Origin of the sequence: Thalassospira profundimaris (genome assembly GCF_003326795.1) — a bacterium.
Classification (GTDB): Bacteria; Pseudomonadota; Alphaproteobacteria; order Rhodospirillales; family Thalassospiraceae; genus Thalassospira; species Thalassospira profundimaris_C.
The window spans coordinates 128,277-147,173 of the sequence record NZ_JPWI01000005.1 but is presented as its reverse complement, the minus strand read 5'-3'; the positions used below and the strand labels follow the sequence as shown (position 1 = coordinate 147,173).

17 protein-coding genes are annotated in these 18,897 nt (G+C 54.7%); 6 read left to right on the top strand and 11 right to left on the bottom strand.

Annotation, left to right across the window (positions count from 1 at the left end):
* Positions 1-67: 67 nt before the first annotated feature.
* From TH30_RS09860 to TH30_RS09830, 7 genes are all read right to left on the bottom strand, one after another.
* The gene (locus tag TH30_RS09860; RefSeq protein WP_114097921.1) at positions 68-1,399 is read right to left on the bottom strand and encodes a M16 family metallopeptidase; all 1,332 of its coding nucleotides are present in this window, start codon (positions 1,397-1,399) and stop codon (positions 68-70) included.
* A 1-nt stretch (position 1,400) separates the two neighbouring features.
* Positions 1,401-2,825, bottom strand: a complete 1,425-nt coding sequence (locus TH30_RS09855; RefSeq protein WP_114098049.1) for a M16 family metallopeptidase — start codon at positions 2,823-2,825, stop codon at positions 1,401-1,403.
* Positions 2,826-2,963: 138 nt separating this feature from the next.
* Positions 2,964-3,545 carry a DUF3035 domain-containing protein gene (locus TH30_RS09850; protein ID WP_114097920.1) on the bottom strand — a complete coding sequence of 194 codons (582 nt, stop codon included), beginning with the start codon at positions 3,543-3,545 and terminating at the stop codon, positions 2,964-2,966.
* 51 nt (positions 3,546-3,596) lie between these two features.
* Entirely contained in the window at positions 3,597-4,070 is a 474-nt protein-coding gene (gene lspA / locus TH30_RS09845) for a signal peptidase II (RefSeq protein WP_114097919.1), read from the bottom strand.
* A 68-nt stretch (positions 4,071-4,138) separates the two neighbouring features.
* The gene (gene ileS / locus TH30_RS09840) at positions 4,139-6,979 is read right to left on the bottom strand and encodes an isoleucine--tRNA ligase (protein ID WP_114097918.1); all 2,841 of its coding nucleotides are present in this window, start codon (positions 6,977-6,979) and stop codon (positions 4,139-4,141) included.
* A gap of 94 nt (positions 6,980-7,073) precedes the next feature.
* The gene (locus tag TH30_RS09835; RefSeq protein ID WP_114097917.1) at positions 7,074-8,030 is read right to left on the bottom strand and encodes a bifunctional riboflavin kinase/FAD synthetase; all 957 of its coding nucleotides are present in this window, start codon (positions 8,028-8,030) and stop codon (positions 7,074-7,076) included.
* A gap of 230 nt (positions 8,031-8,260) precedes the next feature.
* Complete coding sequence (locus TH30_RS09830) at positions 8,261-8,689, bottom strand: MaoC family dehydratase (protein ID WP_114097916.1); 429 nt, start codon at positions 8,687-8,689, stop codon at positions 8,261-8,263.
* Between the two features lie 287 nt (positions 8,690-8,976).
* Between TH30_RS09830 and TH30_RS09825 the strand changes: the two genes are divergently transcribed.
* Complete coding sequence (locus TH30_RS09825; RefSeq protein ID WP_114098048.1) at positions 8,977-9,768, top strand: class I SAM-dependent methyltransferase; 792 nt, start codon at positions 8,977-8,979, stop codon at positions 9,766-9,768.
* Here TH30_RS09825 and TH30_RS09820 read toward each other — a convergent pair whose 3' ends face one another.
* Positions 9,769-10,560, bottom strand: a complete 792-nt coding sequence (locus TH30_RS09820; protein WP_114097915.1) for a sterol desaturase family protein — start codon at positions 10,558-10,560, stop codon at positions 9,769-9,771.
* Between the two features lie 186 nt (positions 10,561-10,746).
* Here TH30_RS09820 and TH30_RS09815 point away from each other — a divergent pair, with 186 nt between their 5' ends.
* The 4 genes from TH30_RS09815 to TH30_RS09795 all read left to right on the top strand — a co-directional run bounded on the left by TH30_RS09815 (position 10,747) and on the right by TH30_RS09795 (position 16,293).
* Positions 10,747-11,775, top strand: a complete 1,029-nt coding sequence (locus tag TH30_RS09815; protein ID WP_114097914.1) for a M23 family metallopeptidase — start codon at positions 10,747-10,749, stop codon at positions 11,773-11,775.
* Between the two features lie 273 nt (positions 11,776-12,048).
* Positions 12,049-14,499, top strand: coding sequence for an EAL domain-containing protein (locus tag TH30_RS09810; protein ID WP_114097913.1), 2,451 nt, complete (start codon positions 12,049-12,051; stop codon positions 14,497-14,499).
* Positions 14,500-15,038: 539 nt separating this feature from the next.
* Entirely contained in the window at positions 15,039-15,365 is a 327-nt protein-coding gene (locus TH30_RS09800) for a hypothetical protein (protein WP_114097911.1), read from the top strand.
* A 64-nt stretch (positions 15,366-15,429) separates the two neighbouring features.
* Positions 15,430-16,293, top strand: coding sequence for an NUDIX hydrolase (locus tag TH30_RS09795; protein WP_114097910.1), 864 nt, complete (start codon positions 15,430-15,432; stop codon positions 16,291-16,293).
* 100 nt (positions 16,294-16,393) lie between these two features.
* Here TH30_RS09795 and TH30_RS09790 read toward each other — a convergent pair whose 3' ends face one another.
* From TH30_RS09790 to TH30_RS09780, 3 genes are all read right to left on the bottom strand, one after another.
* A complete protein-coding gene (locus tag TH30_RS09790) occupies positions 16,394-16,873 on the bottom strand; it encodes a hypothetical protein (protein ID WP_114097909.1) in 480 nt (159 codons plus the stop codon).
* 104 nt (positions 16,874-16,977) lie between these two features.
* Positions 16,978-17,439 carry a methylmalonyl-CoA mutase gene (locus tag TH30_RS09785; RefSeq protein ID WP_114098047.1) on the bottom strand — a complete coding sequence of 154 codons (462 nt, stop codon included), beginning with the start codon at positions 17,437-17,439 and terminating at the stop codon, positions 16,978-16,980.
* Positions 17,440-17,570: 131 nt separating this feature from the next.
* Positions 17,571-18,233 carry an NnrU family protein gene (locus TH30_RS09780; RefSeq protein WP_114097908.1) on the bottom strand — a complete coding sequence of 221 codons (663 nt, stop codon included), beginning with the start codon at positions 18,231-18,233 and terminating at the stop codon, positions 17,571-17,573.
* 202 nt (positions 18,234-18,435) lie between these two features.
* Here TH30_RS09780 and TH30_RS09775 point away from each other — a divergent pair, with 202 nt between their 5' ends.
* Positions 18,436-18,873: a GcrA family cell cycle regulator gene (locus tag TH30_RS09775; RefSeq protein WP_114097907.1), complete on the top strand. Its 438-nt coding sequence runs from the start codon at positions 18,436-18,438 to the stop codon at positions 18,871-18,873.
* The last annotated feature ends 24 nt before the right edge of the window (positions 18,874-18,897 follow it).

Below are 18,897 nucleotides of genomic sequence, written 5' to 3'. Positions count from 1 at the left end.
TCAAAGCACAAAGCGCGGCGAAATGTCTTTCACCGCGCTTTGTAATTTTTAATCCGGCCAAACAAGATCAGAAGGCCAGCTTGCCTTCCGGCTTGCCGACCACCGTGACCGTCACATTGGCCGGATCCATCAGTTCGGCGGCAACGCGGTTGACGTCATCAAGGGTAACGGCATCCACAAGGCTGTTGCGGCGATCAAGGAAATCCATGCCAAGGTCTTCTTTCTGCATGCCGACCAGCATGCCCGAAAGATTGCCAAGACTGGTAAAGCGCAGCGGAAAGGCCCCGGTCAGATAGGATTTGGCGTTGTCGAGTTCTTCCTGCGACACACCCTTTTCCTTCATCTTGGTCCATTCGGCACTGATCAGAGACAGGCTTTGACCAATCGCGTCATTGCGCGTGGCAACCCCGCCCATCATCATTTGCGCATGATCCAGATCGGCAAGGTAGCTATAGACACCATAGGCCAGACCACGCTTTTCACGAACTTCCTCGGTCAGGCGCGATGAAAAACCGCCACCGCCAAGAATATAGTTCATGACATAGGCGGCATAGAAATCAGGATCCTTGCGCGCAATGCCTTTCTGGCCCCAGACCGCCTGACTTTGCGGGATATCCTGATCAATGACGTCAACAGCACCGAACTTCGGCGTCACATCGGCAATCTTCGGAAGATCGCTATGATCGGGCAGGCTGCCAAATGCCTCGTCAAGAAGGGGACCAAGTTCCTCCGCGGTGATATCACCGGCAACACCAATGATCAGATTGTCCTTGGCAAAGGCACGCCCGACAAAGGAACGGAAATCATTGGCATTCAGACCGGCAACCGTTTCAAAGGTTCCCGATACCGGACGGGCATAGGGATGATCGCCAAAGATCGATTTGAAAAAGGTCCGGCTGGCAATATCACCCGGATCATTTTCCGCCCGTTTAAGGCCCGCGATAATCTGGGACCGGATGCGTTCGACCGCCTCATCATCAAAGCGTGGCTCGGACAGAGCCAGACGCAGAAGATCAATCGCCGTATCGCGTTCTCGGGTCAATGTGGTCAGCGAACCGGCAAAATCATCGCGACCAGCATCAAAGGACAAGCTGATTGACCGGTTTTCCATTTCACCGCGGAAGGTCTGGCTGTCCATGGCACCCGCACCTTCATCAATCAGACCCGATACCATATTGGCAAGTCCAAGCTTGTTGATCGGATCGGTCGCAGCCCCTGCACCGGTAAAGGCGATATCCATGGTCATCAGCGGGTTCATGTGATCTTCGATCAGCCAGGCCCGAATGCCACCATCCGAAATCACTTCCTTGACCTCGACCGCCTGCGCGGCCGTGCTCATGCCAAATACGGCTATCGAGGCAAAGGCAATCCCGGCAACCTGTTTCATAAGCTGGTTCATATCAATGTACTCCCGCGCCGGAATCAATGGGCAGTGCCGGACCACGGCCTGTTACCGGACCGTCTTTTGGCGGCATCAGCCAGCCGGTCACAGATTTCTTGTCATTAAAGACGCGCTTGGCAGCTTCGTTGACCTGTTCAACCGTCACCGCCGAAACCCGATCCGGCCAGCTTTCGACCTGATCCACGGTCAATCCAACCGCAAGCGACTTGCCAAGGACACGCGCCCCTGCCGACAGGGAATCACGGGCGAAGACCGCACTATCCAGAAGTTTCTGCTTGGCGCGTTCAAGTTCGTCCTCGGTCACGCCATTGGCGACGACATCGGCGATCTGGTCATCAATCGCCTTTTCAAGATCAGCCAGCTGCACATCATCACGCGGCACGCCATAGACACCGAAACTTGCCAGATCAACCGCGACCGGGTCATAGAATGTCCCGACACTGGTCGCGATGCCCTGATCGACCACAAGCGATTTGAAGAAGCGGCTGGTGGTGCCTGATCCGATAATCTCGCTCAGCACTTCAAGCGGGACGGCATCAGCGGCATTTTCACTGTGATAGGACGGGGCCAGGTAATAGCGCGACATGGAGGCCTGCCCGACACGCGGGTCATGCATGGTGACCTTGCGCGGGGCATGCTGCACCGGTTCCTTGACCCGGTTGCGCGTCAGAACATCACCGCGCGGAATCACGCCGTAATATTTTTGTGCCATCGGCAGAAGTTCATCCATCGTAATGTCGCCAGCCACCACCAGAATGGCGTTATTGGGCGCGTACCATTTGCGATAGAAATCAAGCGCGTCTTCCGTCGAAAGTTGCTCCATCTCGTGCATCCAGCCAATGATCGACCGGCCATAGGGATGGGCCATATAGAGGCTTGCGCGCATCTGTTCCCCCAGAAGCGCACCGGGATTGTTTTCAATCCTTGATCTGCGTTCTTCGATGATGACGTCGCGTTCGGGCAGAACCACATCGTCAGACAGCTGAAGATTGGTCATGCGGTCGGCTTCCATCTTCATCACCAGGTCAAGACGGTCGCGGGCGATATTCTGGAAATAGCCGGTATAGTCCCAGGTGGTGAAGGCATTGTCATTACCGCCATTGCGCGCAACGATCTTGGAAAAGTCACCCGGTGCAATATCCCTGGTCCCCTTGAACATCAGATGTTCAAGAAAATGGGCAATCCCGGAAACACCGACCGGTTCGTCAGCCGAGCCGACCTTGTACCAGACCATCTGGGTAACAACCGGCGCACGGTGATTTTCCACCAGCACCACCTGCATCCCGTTATCAAGGGTTGCTGTCTGCGGGCTGAAAACCGCCGCAAAGGAAATGTTCGGGATCAATGCCACCATGACCATCGCCAGCAAACTGGCAACAGTGCGTTCACGCATCGAGATTACAGAAAGTCTTGGAATTCTCATTACGTCATCCCATTCCATATCAGGCGTTCATCCCGGATTTCTTAAGTAGCGAATATGACAGAACAAGGGCGCGAAATATCCGCGCCCTTGTCTTTCGTCATCACATTGTCGTGTATCGCATCAAAGCGTGCTGTCAGATCAGAAAATGTCTTCGAGCCAGCCTTTCTGTTTGCGTTCGATAACCGGGGTGTTGCCACCGCCCGAAACACTGTCGCCAAGAGCCTGCTGATCGCGAATACGCTTGGCCTCGGCCGTCGGATCAACGACGGAGTTCGGATCCTGTTTTTCCTGCCAGAACAGCAGATCATCAACGATGCTTTCGCTTTCACTGATGAAGATCGATGTTTCACGATCCACCGTCGAACGGATTTCCGGATCGGCATATTGCGCACCGGATGCGGAAAGAAGGGCGACCTGCCCCTTGCTTGCCGTGCCGCTGGTGATGTCACGTTTGACCTTGGTCGGGTCATCGCCAACCAGAATGCGGCGCGCCTGATCGGTGGTCGAACCGGTCTGCGGACGCGGTGCACCCGGGTCGGGCACACGCATGGTGAAATCAGGCGGCAGGCTGAGCGGCGCACGCGAGACCACGGCAAACTCGTCCGGGGACTGCTTGTTCAAACCAAAGGTCTCACGGGTTGATTCACAACCGGAAACCCCAAGTGCAAGTCCGCCAAGCAGCGCAATTCTGAAAATACTGGTCGTAAGCTTCCGGGCCATTTGTGCCTCTTTACCACTCCGCAACCGGGATCATGTCACCCGGCCAAAAATTCATCTGGCAGATTTTTTACCGCCAAAAAGGGAATCGATCAACAGTAGCGCGGCACCAACCGTAATTGCACTGTCTGCAATATTGAATACCGGCCAGTGATAACCCGCGACATGAAGATCAATAAAGTCGGTCACAGCCCCGTGACGCAGGCGATCAACAAGGTTGCCAATTGCCCCCCCGACAATCAGAGCCAGCGCAAGACGCAACATGGAATCGCGCGTCCGCCACATCCAGACGCCAAAGCCGATGGTAATCGCAGCCGTCACCGCGATCATCACCCACGGTGCCTGCCCCTGAAACAGGCCAAAGGACACGCCGGGATTCCAGGCCAGAACAAAGTTCATGAAGGGTGTGACTTCAATCACCCGAAACGGATTGGACAAGCCGTCAATCGCAAGGGCCTTGGTCCACTGGTCGACACCAAAAACGATTGCAATGACGATCAGACCAAACACAAAGGCGCGATGTTTCATCGATACTCTTTCTGACTTGCCGGTATCAGCCCTGCAAGATCGCAGGTCTGATACCGCAACCGCACGCCTTATTCGGCTGCGGCAATTCCCATTTCATCAACGGCATCTGCACAACGGTTGCAGACGGTTTTATGCGCGGCATGGCTGCCGACTTCCGGCAGGGTCTGCCAGCAACGTTCGCATTTTTCACCCTCTGCCAGTGCCGATACCACACCAACACCTGCAACATCATCAAGGGTATAGGCACCATCCGGCGCATCACCCGTGATCAGTTCGATGTCAGATGTAATGGCGATTTCGGCAAGATTAAGGCCATCAAGCGCTTCGACATATTCAGCCGTGGCATAAACCTTTGGTGCGGCATCAAGGCTTGCGCCAATGCGTTTTTCCGCACGTTCAAGTTCAAGCGCACCGGTTACAACGCGACGCAGCTTGCGGATTTTCGCCCATTTCGCTGCCAGTGCCTCGTCTTTCCAGCCGTCCGATACCGTGTTGAAGGTTTCGGTATGGACCGAACTTTCCGCACCATAGCGCGAACGCCATGCTTCATCGGCGGTAAAGCACAGAACCGGTGCCAGCCAGCGCACCAGACAATCAAACACCCGATCCATAACAGTGCGGGCCGCACGGCGGCGCAAGCTGCTTGGCGCGTCGCAATAAAGCGCGTCCTTGCGGATATCGAGATAGAAGGCCGACATGTCGAGCGCACAGAAGTTGTGCAATTCGATGAACATGGTGTGGAAGTCGAAATCAGCAGTCGTCTTGCGCACCATATCATCAAGGTGGCTCAGACGGTGCAGGACCCAGCGTTCCAGTTCCGGCAATTCGTTATCCGCAACCCTTTCGGCATCATCAAAACCATCAAGGTTGCCCAGCAGGAAGCGGAGCGTATTGCGCAGGCGACGATAGATGTCGGAATGACGTTCGATGATTTCATGGCTGATGCGCAGATCATCATGATAGTCGGAACTGACCACCCAAAGACGCAGGATATCGGCACCAAGCTTGTTGATGATGTCATTCGGCGCAATGACGTTGCCAAGTGACTTCGACATCTTGCGGCCTTCACCATCAAGCACAAAGCCATGGGTCAGGACGGCTTCGTATGGTGCACGTCCACGGGTGCCACAGGATTCCAGAAGCGAGCTGTGGAACCAGCCACGATGCTGGTCCGATCCTTCAAGATAAAGGTCGGCCGGCCATTTCAAATCCTGACGTTCTTCAAGCACGAAGGCATGGGTCGAACCGGAATCAAACCAGACGTCAAGAACATCGGTGACCTGTTCATAATTCGCCGCATCATATTTATCGCCAAGGAATTCCTGCGGATCACGAGTGAACCACGCATCGGCACCCTCGGCACAGAAGGCTTCGTAGACGCGGTCGAGAACGCCCTGATCGCGAAGCGGCTGACGGGTGTTCTTGTCAATGAACACCGTGATCGGAACGCCCCATGCGCGCTGACGCGAGACGCACCAATCCGGACGGTTGGCGATCATGGAATGCAGGCGGTTACGTCCTGCTTCGGGCACGAAGCGGGTTTCATCAATCGCCTTGAGCGCCTTTTCACGCAGGTCGTTATCCTGCATGGAAATGAACCACTGCGGGGTGGTGCGATAAATGATCGGCGCCTTGGAACGCCAGGAGCACGGATAGGAGTGCTTGAGACGCCCACGCGACAGCAATGCGCCAACTTCGACCAGCTTGGCGATAACCGCTTCGTTGGCATCGGATTCCTTGCCGTTTTCATCATAGATGCGCTTGCCGGCAAACATCGGAACTGTCGGGTAATAGGCGCCGTCACCATCCACCATTTCCGGGATTTCAAGACCGTATTTCAGACCGGTCTGGTAATCGTCCGGCCCATGGGTCGGCGCGGTATGGACAAAACCGGTACCGGTATCGGTCGTGACATAGTCAGCCGCCAGAAGCGGCACATCAAAGTCATAGCCCTGACCACGGAACGGATGAGCCGAAAGCGTGCCTTCAAGCTCCGAACCCTTGAAGGTCGCGACAACCTTGTGACCAGTGATACGACCGTTCTTGCACAGGTCTTCAAGAAGATCGGTACAAACCGCCATCTTCTCGCCAACGGTGGCCCATGCTTCCTCGGCGGTTTCGGTAACCTCGATCACCGCATATTCGATTTCCGCACCATAGGAAATTGCACGGTTGCCCGGAATGGTCCAAGGCGTCGTGGTCCAGATGACGATGGTTGCGTCTTTGAGCGCTTCGATGCTGGTCGCGGTGACCGGGAAACGCACATAAATGGTTTTGGACGTATGGTCGTGATATTCGACCTCGGCCTCGGCAAGGGCAGTTTTTTCAACCACTGACCACATGACCGGCTTCGAGCCCATATAGAGCGAACCGTTCATCAGGAATTTGCCAAGTTCACGGGCGATGGAGGCTTCTGCCTTGTAATCCATGGTGACATAGGGATTGTCCCAGTCACCCATCACGCCAAGACGTTTGAATTCCTCGCGCTGGACATCCAGCCATTTCTGGGCGAATTCGCGGCATTCCTTGCGGAATTCGGCGATTGGCACATCGTCCTTGTTCTTGCCCTTGGCGCGATACTGTTCCTCGATCTTCCATTCAATCGGAAGGCCGTGGCAATCCCAACCCGGAACATAAACAGCGTTCTTGCCTAGCATTTGCTGGGAACGGGTGATGACGTCTTTCAGGATTTTGTTCAGCGCGTGACCAATATGCAGATGCCCGTTCGCATAAGGAGGACCATCATGCAGGACGAACATTTCACGATCTGCCGAAATACCGCGAATTTTGCCATAGAGGTCCTCGTCCTTCCACTGCGCAAGCAGGGTCGGCTCCATCTTTGGCAAACCCGCCCGCATCGGGAAATCGGTCTGGGGCAGGATAACGGTTTTCTTGTATTCGACACTCATCGTGACGGTCCTGTCGTCTTGAACAAATTAAAAGGGCGAACCCCCGGTGAATTCCGCAAAAAGCGCGCGGATCATAGCGGGTTCGTCGACAAATTCAAATCTTGCCGAGAATCTCTTTGGCAGCAATCACATCCGCCGCGATCTGGGCCTTTAGGGCATCAAGCCCGTCGAACTTCTGTTCGCCCCGGATAAAGCCGTGCAAACGTACCCGGACGCGGCGATCATAGATGTCCTGGTCAAAGTCAAACAGATGGGCTTCAAGCCCGGCATCATCATCACCGCCAAAGCTTGGCCGCACGCCAATATTGGCGACTCCGGGCACCCAGCGTTCGACCGTTTGGCCATCCTTCTCGGAAATCAGGCCAAGCTCGACGGCATAAACACCGAATTTCGGACGCAGATGATCGCCCAGTGCAACATTGGCCGTCGGAAAGCCGATTGTGCGGCCGCGCGCATCGCCATGGGCGACAATCCCGGCAATTTCCCACGGGCGTCCCAAAAGATGGGTGGCATCTTGCGGGCGACCTTCGCGCAGAGCCTGGCGGATGGCAGTTGATGAATAGATCACGCCGTTGTCGTGGGTGACGGCCTCGACCGCAGTAACGCCAAAACCGGACTTTTCGCCAATGGCACGCAGCAAATCAACATTGCCTGCACGGCCCTTGCCAAAACAGAAGTCCCAGCCAACCACGACATGTTTGACACCAAGCCCCGTGACCAGAACCCGTTCAATGAATTCTTCGGCCGTCATCGCCGCGAAATCGCGATTGAATTCGACCTCAAAGAACAGATCGATATCAATGCTGCCGGCAGCCGTTTCGCGATCCTCGGCCGAGGTCAGGCGAAATGGCGGGTCATCGGCACGGAACAACATGCGCGGATGCGGCTCAAAGGTCAGGATCGCAAGCGGCACACCGAGATCGCGGGCAATCAGACGTGCCTGATCGAGAAGCGTCTGATGCCCCAGATGCAAACCGTCAAAATTGCCGATCGCCACAACAGCGCCGCGCGCCTCATCGGTCAGGTTTTCAAAAGATCGAAAAACGCGCATCCGCGCCGGTCTCTCTTTGCTGCTTAATCCATGTCAGCCGATCGCGTATCGGCAAATCCAGCAGGCAGCTATAAAGGGCCCGCCCCCGGAGCGTAAAGACTTTTCCGTCAAAAAAGCATGCCCGATCCTGCATGGCAGATCAGATCAGCACCCAAACCATGCCGATATGGTCCAGACTTTACCAGCACAAGCGGTGTCTGATCCCATGCAGGAATTTGGCAAAACGAGAGTCAGGCGCGACTTGGAACCATCACAACGGCCTCACCGGAAATCACGCAGCGATCGCCGACATAGCAATTGGTTTCAAGGATGGCGCGTTTCTTGGCGGGGATGATTTCACGCACAATGACCTTGGCGGTTACGGTGTCGCCAATACGTACCGGCGCCTTGAATTGCAGGTTCTGCGACAGATAAATCGTGCCCGGTCCGGGCAGGCGGGTGCCAAGCACGGTTGAAATGAAACCGGCCGAAAGCATGCCATGGGCAATGCGCCCCTCAAACATCGTGGTTTTGGCATAGTCTTCGTTCAGATGGACCGGGTTGGTATCCCCGGAAAGCCCGGCAAACATCACGATATCGGTTTCAGTGACAGTTTTGCCATAGCTTGCAGACTGACCGATCTCAAGATCTTCGAGATACAGCCCCTCCAGTCCGTTCATTTCTTTCATTTCCTGTGGTTCCCTTGCCTGTTCTGGGCCTGTTCTGGGCCTGTTCTGGCCGAAACGACCGTCGCATTTTCGCGTTTATGGTTAATTTTGCATCGCAGCATTTGTAATTTTATTGCGCATTTTAAAATTTGAGCAATCCCTATTTCGTCGAATAGCCAAACCATCCGGCCTTGCAATAAATGAAATTGGTGACACATCAGATACTTGGCTGCTGTGTGGCCCATGCGCAAAAATTCAATAAGGCTGTGAAACAGCCGTTATCGAGGAAACCTGATCCGATGAATATGACAATCGCCGACACCTATGAAATCGCAATGGGCCGATGGAGCCGCCGCTTGTCACGCAGTTTCCTTGATTTTGTTGCCGCCCCGTCTTGCGGGGCACTGGTTGATGTCGGCTGTGGCACCGGAAGCCTGACACTGGCCGCTGCCACCCGTTACCCCAAGGCCGAGATCGTCGGCATTGATCTGATGTCTGATTATATGACCGATGCCCTGCGCAGTTCCGCACCCAATGTGCGTTTTGAAACCGGCGATGCATCCGCCCTGCCCTTTGCCGATGACAGCTTTGACACGGCCTTCTCACAATTGCTGTTAAACGATCTGGATGGCCCGGCCGGTGCGGTTGGCGAAATGGTGCGTGTTACGCGCGCCAATGGCCGGATTGCAGCCACGGTCTGGGATCGTATCGGCGGACTGACCTTTATCCGGCTGTTTCTTGATGTTGCCGCCCTGATTGCCGAGGGCGAAGGCGAAGAACTGCGTGCCAGGGTCTTTGACGTTCCCTATCAGAACGAGGATGACCTGTTTGATCTTTGGTCCGATGCCGGGCTGGAAGATGTGGCGACCACCACACTTGCCGTGCGCATGGATTTCATCGATTTTGATGATTACTGGCAATCATTGATGGGCGCGCACAGCCTGATCCGCGACTTTTTCGCCCGTCAACCCGCCGAGATTGCCCATGAAATACAACAAGCCACCATGCGGGCCTATCTTGGTGGCAAGCCCGATGGACGCCGGTCACTGGTGGCGTCCGCGCTTGCTGTGCGCGGGATGGTTCCGGCCTGATCACGGCTGGCGAAATGGCAGCCAAAGCACCCCAAGAAGGCTTTGGCTGTTTTTATCGCGGAATTCTTCAAGACCGATCTGCATGTCATGGTCGTTTGTTCTTGTATGATCAATATAGCTGACAAACAACCGATCCCAAACCGACAGGATATTCCCATAATTGCTGTTGGTTTCGCCCATGACGCTGGAATGATGGACCCGATGCATATCAGGCGTCACGATCAGCATCCTCAGCGCCCGATCAAGGCCCTTGGGCAGATGCACATTGCCGTGATTAAACAGGGCAAAGCCGCTAAGCATGCTTTCATAAATCACCACCGCCCAGGGATCGGCCCCGATCAGCAGGACAAAGAACGACTTATACAGGGCTGATGCCACAATCTCGAACGGGTGAAAGCGCACAGCCGTCGAGACATCAAATTCCACATCACAGTGATGTACCCGATGAAACCGCCACAGCAACGGGATCATGTGGGTAAAGCGATGCTGCCAGTAAATTGCGCAATCCAGAGTGATGATGGTGACAAGTCCCGCCAGAACAGCGGGCAGCCCGACCAGATTATTAAGACCCACCCCCTGATCTCGTGCCCAGATTGCCGTTGCAATCATTGCCGCCCCAACGGTAAAGCGCGCAAGGGCGGCACTGGTCAGCAGCAATCCGAAATTGGTCAGCCAGCGCATCGGACGGCGCACGGCTTCCTTTGGGCGATAGGGTGCAACGGCCTCCCACAATGCCATGACGGCAAGAATGGCGGCAAAGATTCCCAGTCGCAGCAATCCGTTCTGATCCATTCCAGTGTGCCTTTGTCGGGTTAAACTATCTGCTATGAGGCGATCACCAGCAATCCAAGTGATAGCGATACCTGCCCTTACGAACAATATCTTGCGCGTCGCAGTGGCTTCACCTTTGTGTTAGATAATAAGTGTTTCGTGACAAAATACACCTTTGTATAGAGTAATCAGGACCAAGGAGGCCCCATGCCACAGCCATCAGGACGTTTTCGGACACTTGCTCTTTCCGTGTTCGCAACCCTGACCCTTGGTGGCATTGCAAAGGCCGATGGCCCACCCTTTGATCTACCGGTCGATTGCCCGAACAATACGTGCAGCATCGTGCATTATGTCGATCATGACCCGGGTCCCGAAATTCTTGATTTCGCCTGTGGCACAACCACATATGACGGCCATCGCGGCACTGATTTTTCAGTCCCCGACGAAGCCACCATGCTCGGTGGCGTTGCCGTGCGCTCGGTTGCCGATGGCACGGTCGTTGCCCTGCGCGAAGGGGTCGAGGATATTGATTCAGGCCGTCTTTCGAAAAACAGCCTTGATGGCATCGAGTGCGGAAATGGCGTTCTGATTGATCACGCCGATGGCTGGCAAAGCCAGTATTGCCATCTGCGCCGCGGGTCGGTCGCGGTCAAAAAAGGGGATCGCGTGATACGCGGACAGATGATTGCCGAAATCGGCATGTCGGGTCAGGCAACTTTCCCGCATCTGCATTTCAATCTGCGCAAGGATGATCAGCTTGTTGATCCATTTAGCGGCACGGCCATGGGGGCCAGCGACCAAAATGCCTGTTCGACCGATCAGGCCGCCCTTTGGTCATCAGAGGCCCGCGCGCAACTGACCTATCACGACATTACCCTTTACGGGCACGGCTTTTCGATGGCGCGGCCCAATGCATCTGATCTGAAGCGCGGCTATGGCAAGCAGACCGAACTGCCGCGCACAAGCCCCGGGCTTTATTTCTGGGCCTATCTGATCGGGGCCAATAATGGTGATGTCATCCGGCTGAGCTTGCAGACCCCGAATGGCAAAGGCGGTCATCGCGATTTTGTCATTGATCAGCCCGATGATCAGGGACCACGTGCCAAATGGTTCTTTATCAATATGGACCGCCCTGGTGCCGCATGGCCGGCCGGGAACTATTCCGGTGAAGTCACCTTCACCCGGCCCGGGCAACAGGCCCGGATGATTGGGCAGACCAACCTGACCATCCGCTAGGCGCCCAAAACGCTATATCTGGAAAGTAAAAGCGGCCCTGTCCCTGCCATTCAAACTGATCCGGAAACGGATGCAGATCGTAAAGCAACATCAGAAGCCATGTTCTTTTTGCCATGGCGTGACCGATTTCCCGTGCAGGGCGCTACCTATGTCACGACCTATGTATAGACATGGTATTATTAATTGCCTTGGCCGTTCCACAGGAATTAAAATCACATTAGAAAACTGCATTATGCCTTGAATGCGTTCAAAAATGAAATACACGGCACCTGAATGTACAGAATATATGACTGCCTTGCGACCCAGCACGATATCGTACTGGTTCTGATCGCGATTGCGATCGGATTGGGCGGGATCCATACGGCCTTTAATCTTTATGCACGGGCCTGCATGGGCCGTTTGCAGCAAAGACTGGCATGGCTGTTTCTGACAGGTGTGGTGACGGGTGGCGGCATCTGGGCGACGCATTTTATTGCGATGCTGGCCTATGATCCGATTGTACCGGTCGGTTATGAACCCGCACTGACCGCAACGTCACTGATCATTGCGATTGCCTCGACAATGCTTGGCTTTGCCATCGCATCCATGACCGGACCGCATTTGTTGCCGTCGCGTCTGGTCGGCGGCCTTGTTGTCGGGCTTGGCATTTCGGCGATGCATTTCACCGGCATGGAAGCAATGCGTGTCCCCGGCATCATCAGCTGGCATATGGATATCGTGGTTGCCGCGATCCTGATGGGCGCCATTTTCGGGATGGTTTCGCTTTGGCTTGCCGGGCAGGCGCGCACATCGCGTCAGAAACTTCTGGGCAAGGCCAATCTGACGGTGGCAGTTGCTGCCATGCATTTCAGCGCCATGGGGGCCCTGATCATCACCCCCGACCCGACAGTTCCGGTCCCTGCACAACTGATTTCCCAGCATTATCTGGCGATCGGTGTCGCAATTGTCGCGGCCCTTCTGATTGCAATCGGGTTTGTTACCGCACTGGTTGATCGCCAGATGCGCGACCATGTCAGCAACCGGATGCGTATTCTTGGTGATTCCGCCATCGAGGCACTGGTCCTGACCCAGAACGGGCGGATCGTTGATACCAATGAAAGCTTCCTGCGCCTGACCGACAGCAAACCCCATGAAGTGATTGATCAGGACTTTCTAACGCGCTGGCTACCAGATACGCCGCCTGCGTTCCAGACCGGGAACCTTAACTATATCGAAACGGCCCTGCGTCTGGGCGAGCAGAAAGAATTGCCGGTCGAGGTCATCCGTCGCGAAATTCCCGCCGACGATATTGCCGACGATACGGTCATTTATGGTCTCCGCGATCTGCGTGAACGTTATGCCGCGGAAAAACATATTCGTTTTCTGGCCGAACATGACTCGCTTACACAACTATTGAACCGAACGACCTTTAACGACCGGCTGGCCGAGGCACTGATTGAGGCTGATGAAACCGGTGTTCCGGTCACAGTCATGTGTGTCGATTTCGACCACTTCAAAGAGCTCAATGACAGTTTCGGTCACATTGCAGGCGATCACGCCTTGCGCGAACTGGGAACGCGGCTTGGCCGACTGGTGACCGATGAAGTCACCATTGCGCGTGTTGGCGGCGACGAATTTGTCGTGTTGCTCCATCATCAGAACCGCAGCGGTGCCAGCAGCATCATGACCCACACCCGCGAAGTCGCGCAGCAGATCCTTGATTGCATTGCATTGCCGATCTTCATCAATCAGGAGAACCGCGCGAAACTGTCGGCCAGCATCGGTGTTGCCAATTACCCTGCAGACGGGGCCGATGCCGAAAGCATCCTGTTCCACGCCGATCTTGCGATGTATCGGGTCAAACAGTCGGGCGGCAATGATGTGGTGTTCTATTCTTCCGAAATGGACGAGGAATACCGGTTCAAACGGCAGCTGGCCTCGAACCTGCGGCTTGCACTGGAAAACGGGCAGCTTGAACTTCATTACCAGCCGCAATGTCACGTCGATGATCAGGAAATCCGGTCCTTTGAGGCCCTGTTGCGCTGGAACGATCCGGAGCTTGGCCAAGTTTCGCCCGGCCGCTTCATTCCGATTGCCGAAGAAACCGGCTTGATCATCCCGCTTGGTGAATGGGTGTTGCGCACCGCCTGTTTTGAGGCCGCCAGCTGGAAAAATCCGCTTGGCATCGGCGTGAACCTTTCGGCAGTACAGCTTCAAAAGCACGAATTGCCCGACGTCGTTGCCAGCATCCTTCAAGAAAGCGGCCTTGATCCCAACCGTCTTGAGCTTGAAGTCACCGAAACCGCACTTATTCACAATCCGGCGCGCTCGATGAAGATACTGTCGGATATCAAGAAACTTGGTGTGCGGATTGCGATGGATGATTTCGGTACCGGCTACTCGTCGCTTGCAACCTTGCAGAATTTCCCGGTTGACCGCATCAAGATTGACCAGTCTTTTGTCAATAAACTGGTCGGCAATGCGCAGGCCGGGGCGATTGTGCGCGCCGTGATCAATCTGAGTCGCGATCTGGCGCTTGATGTGATTGCCGAAGGGGTTGAAACCGACGAACAGGAAACCTTCCTGACCGATCATGATTGTCGCGCGGTCCAGGGATACAAATATGGTTACCCTCGTCCGATCACCGACTACCGACACATTGTGCATCCGCAAGATGACAATGCCGATGCGGCAGAATCCCCGAAAACCGGGGCGAATCGACACCGGGGCATTGAAACGGTTTAAAACCGGTTAGTACAGTTTCCCCCGCCCCTCAGGGGGATCACGTAGGTAAAGCGCCATTTGTGACAAATTCGACGAGAAAAAAGCGACCTTTTCCAAGCAGTTGAAAGTTTTTTGACGTTTTTTGAGTCAGAAGCCTTGTATCGCGGCCACTGCCCTGCATATATTTGGTGAGTGCCCTGTCAGGGCATCTGGAAGCTACCTGTCATAAGACGGAGTGAATATGATGAATAAGCGCAAAGCCGTTGCTATCGCCGTTGCCCGTGAGCAGCAAATTGCCCGTTCGATGGAAATCCTGTTCGCAGGCACCATTGTGGCTTTGATTGCATCGCTACTGGTTCTCTGATCCAGTTATTGCCTTCATCATTTCCGGGATATTTTCAAACCACACGGTTCTGAATATACACACCCACAAGTTAGCTTTATGACCAATCGCCACATTTTCATTGCCATCATTACGCGAATTATTTGCCCGGTTGTCTAAGGACACCGGGACGTACCTGTTCGCCTGTTTGATGCATTGAAAATCCGTGAGCATTGTCATGACCAATCATGCTTTTGCTGCGTCCCAAGATGACGCGCAGACTGCCAAATCCGTTTATTGTTTCTCTGTCCATGCTGCTGCAGAACCCGATGTTATGCCGCGTGTTCTTGAACTGTTTGCCAAACGCAATCTGGTTCCAGCCAGCTGGCATTCCACCGTTGCCGAAGGCAATCGCGGGTTTGAGGAACTCCAGATCGACATCCAGGTCCAACAGCTTGAAACCAAGGTTGCCGAACATATCGCGCGCTGCCTGCGTCAGGTCATCCATGTAAATACGGTCCTGACGTCGGAAAAAGGCTATTCAAACTCGGCGCTTAGTGCGTAACCTGTCGATGTCGTGGCGCTGTCGGGAAACCTGACAGCCCAGACCACCCGACAGGAGTGCTCAATTGGCCTATATTGACCATATCATTGCCTGCAATAACGCCAATCTTTCGCGTTATGCGCGTTTCCGCATTGATGATCAGCCGGTCGGGGCAATCCGGTCCGATTTTGCATCGGCCCTGATTGCGCTTGGCACCGATTTCATCCGCGACGAGAACGGCGAATATGGCTTTTCCGCGCATATCAAAACCCCTGAACAGCGCAATGAGGTTCTGGGTGCTGCAACCCGCCGCCTGACCGAACAGGGTGTGATCCGGCAATTGCACGGCGAGAAGTTTGATATTCGGAAACGTCTTTCCGACGAACCGCTGTGCCAGCTTGACCGGTTTGCCATGCCCTATTTCGGCTGCCGGTCCTGGGGGGTGCATATGAACGGTTTCGTGCGCAAACCCGACGGCATCCATATGTGGATCGCTCATCGGTCCAAGGACAAGCCGACCTATCCCGGAATGCTTGACAATATGGTGGCCGGCGGTCAGCCCACCGGCCTTGGATTTCGTGAAAACATGATGAAGGAATGCGCCGAAGAAGCCGGCATTCCCGAAGATCTGTCACGCCATGTTCAGCCGATCGGGGCGATATCGTATCTTTACGAAACCACCGAGGGGCTCAAACCCGATGTGATGGTCAATTTCGATCTGGAATTGCCCGAGGACTTTGTTCCCCGATGTGTTGATGGCGAAGTCGACCGGTTTCAATTGCTACCTCTGGCCGATGTCGCCAACATCGTTCGCACCGGCTTTGACTTCAAGTTCAACTGCGCGCTGGTCGTCATCGATTTTCTGATCCGCCACGGATTTCTAACCGCAGATAATGAACCAAGCTACGGCGAGCTGCTCACTGGTCTTCATCGACAGCTCAATTCATAAGCGCGCACGTCTGCTTGCACCCGCAACACCAAGAGCCCCTTCGAAGCATCGAACGGGTGCTTTTGTGTTTGAGCAGATATCTCTTTGATTACGGGCAGATTTACTGACGCGTATTAGGCCCGCCCATCAGGGCACCAACAGCCATCACCGTCAACTTTGCACGCAGATCGGGATCAAGCTTGTCGAGATCACTTTGCTTACTGCGCAGGGCCTTGACCGCCTCGTTGATCAGTTCCTGTCTGCGATCATCGGCCTCGGTCGGCATTCTGCTTTTCTTTTTGCCAAGCTTGGCATCGGCAGCATTCAACGCCTTCAGGATTTCGTTATGGGGGTTATCAGCCTGCTCGGTCAGGGTTTCGGCCAAGGCAAGAGCGCGCGCTTCTTCAAGGGACATGCCTTCGTCCTGATGGGCAAGAGCACGGTCTTCAATACGGCGCGCCTGTCTTGCCTGAGCAGCGGTTTGTTCGGCGGTTGCGGCGTCGCGCATCTGAAGGGATTGCGCATCACTATATGCACGAATGGCATCCCGGCCTTTCTTGCCGACAAACACGCGCATCAGTGTTTCCTTGAGCAGTCCCATCAACTGATCCTTTGATTATTTTTCCCGCCTCGGGATTCAACCATTATGCACTTAAAGGGTTTCTAAATCATTTCCCCCGCGCCTTTGCGGAATCTTTGAATGATTTAAATATGTTGTGCCACACGGCCTTCTTCAATTGCCAGAATATAGGCAATCAGGGCTTCGCAATCGGCAGTCTGAAGATGTTCAAGGTCACAGACGAAATCGACATTCCCGCGGGCCGGATCATCCGCATGCCCGACAATACCGACTTTGACATATTCCGCATCCAGCCCGTCTAGTGCCGAAATCAGATCGGCAACACTCACACGGTCCTGTGCCGTCAGCGATGTGCGGATCAACACCAGCATATCGGCATCACAATCAATTGCCTGCATGGCAATGGACTGGGCATCGGAATGCTGGGGGGCAACATCCACATCGAACCCGCCATCGGCAAACAGGGTAGCGACATGTTTGTGATAGGCCTGCTCTTCGTCCGAGGCGGTCGCCAAAAGAAGCCGGGGATGGCGGCCTTCCATTTCGGCAAACCTGGCAAGATTGGTCGCGAGTTGCGGAGATGTCATGATACCTCGCTTGAATTTGCGCCCGACAAACCAAAATGGTGCGGCGGGTTTTTGCATGTTTTGCAACATGCCTTGGGGAAACAGTATCCCTTTCAAAACTTGGGCTGACAAGCTCCGGCGTCAAGTCCCTACTACCAGCCAGCCATTTCAAGCGGGTTGACGCCAATCACATGACCATGCCCCATCAGGATCACGACATAGATGATCCCGCCCAGCAGAAAATCCTGCCAGCCAAACGCCCCCTTGAACAATCCCGACAGTGAGAAGCGCCGAGTCCCTGCCAGAACTGCCTCCTGTTCGGCTACGCTCATGTCACGCAAACGAATTTTCTCCATCCGCCAGAACCCGATCAGCGCAAAAAGCGCACTGCCCCCGAAAAAGACCAGAGAGACAAAATCGCCATTGGCAACCACATGACCGATCCCCCAAAGGAAAGCCCCCAGCAACAGGGGATGACGGCAGAAACGGTTGATGCCGGGCCGATCCGGATCAAAGCCGGATTTGCGCCCGATAGATAACGGACAGGGTTGAAGAATGGCGCTGGCCCACAAGATACAGGCGGGTAGCATGACAATAATCAGCGCCTTTGCCTGCCATATCTGGAAGTCCCACAGCCAAAACGACTCCGAGACGATAACTTCGTGGATAACCCATGCAAATAACAGGGAGGAAAGAACCGAGAAACCAACAACATAAGCTCGATAGCCGATCAGGCCGACAATCCTGTTTCGAAGCAGCCCCGGAATAACGTGTGCCCCAAGGAAAACCGCGACCGAGATGAAAAACCAGACCAAAGTACGATCCCCTCTTTACATTGCTGCTTCAACATGCAAATTGCGCTGTTCCCGCACACGGGTCGGGACGCGAATCTCCAAGACCCTTGCGTTACGAGATATTAGCGGATACCTCTGTATCCCTGTTTGACATCGGACAATAAGCAACTGCCTGCGGCAAGAAAACCGTCAGGCGGGCAACGGAACACGGAATATACTCGAAATGAGCTGGACGCCGGAAAAGATTGAATTGCTGACCTCGCTCTGGAATCAGGGCTGGACCACGGCACGCATCGGTGAAGAACTGGGTGTTGGCAAGAATGCCGTCGTAGGCAAGGCACATCGCCTTGGCCTGCCCAAACGCCCGTCCCCGATTCAGCGTCGTGCTGAGGAAGCGGAACAGAAGAAAGCCCCGGCCCCCAAGCAACAGACCAAAGGCATTTCGATCTTTGATCTTGGGGCTGGCATGTGCCGTTGGCCGTTCGGTGACCCGGGCGATGAAGATTTCCACTTCTGTGGCAAGAAGATCGTGCCGAGCAAACCCTATTGCGACGAGCATTGCGCACAGGCTTACCTGAATGGCAAAAACCCGCGTGAGGATAATCCCCCTGCGCATCAGGGTGCCGGTGGCAAAGGCCCACAGGCCGCTGCCAAAAAATAAGTTCCGGCCTGGTGCCCAGTGCAC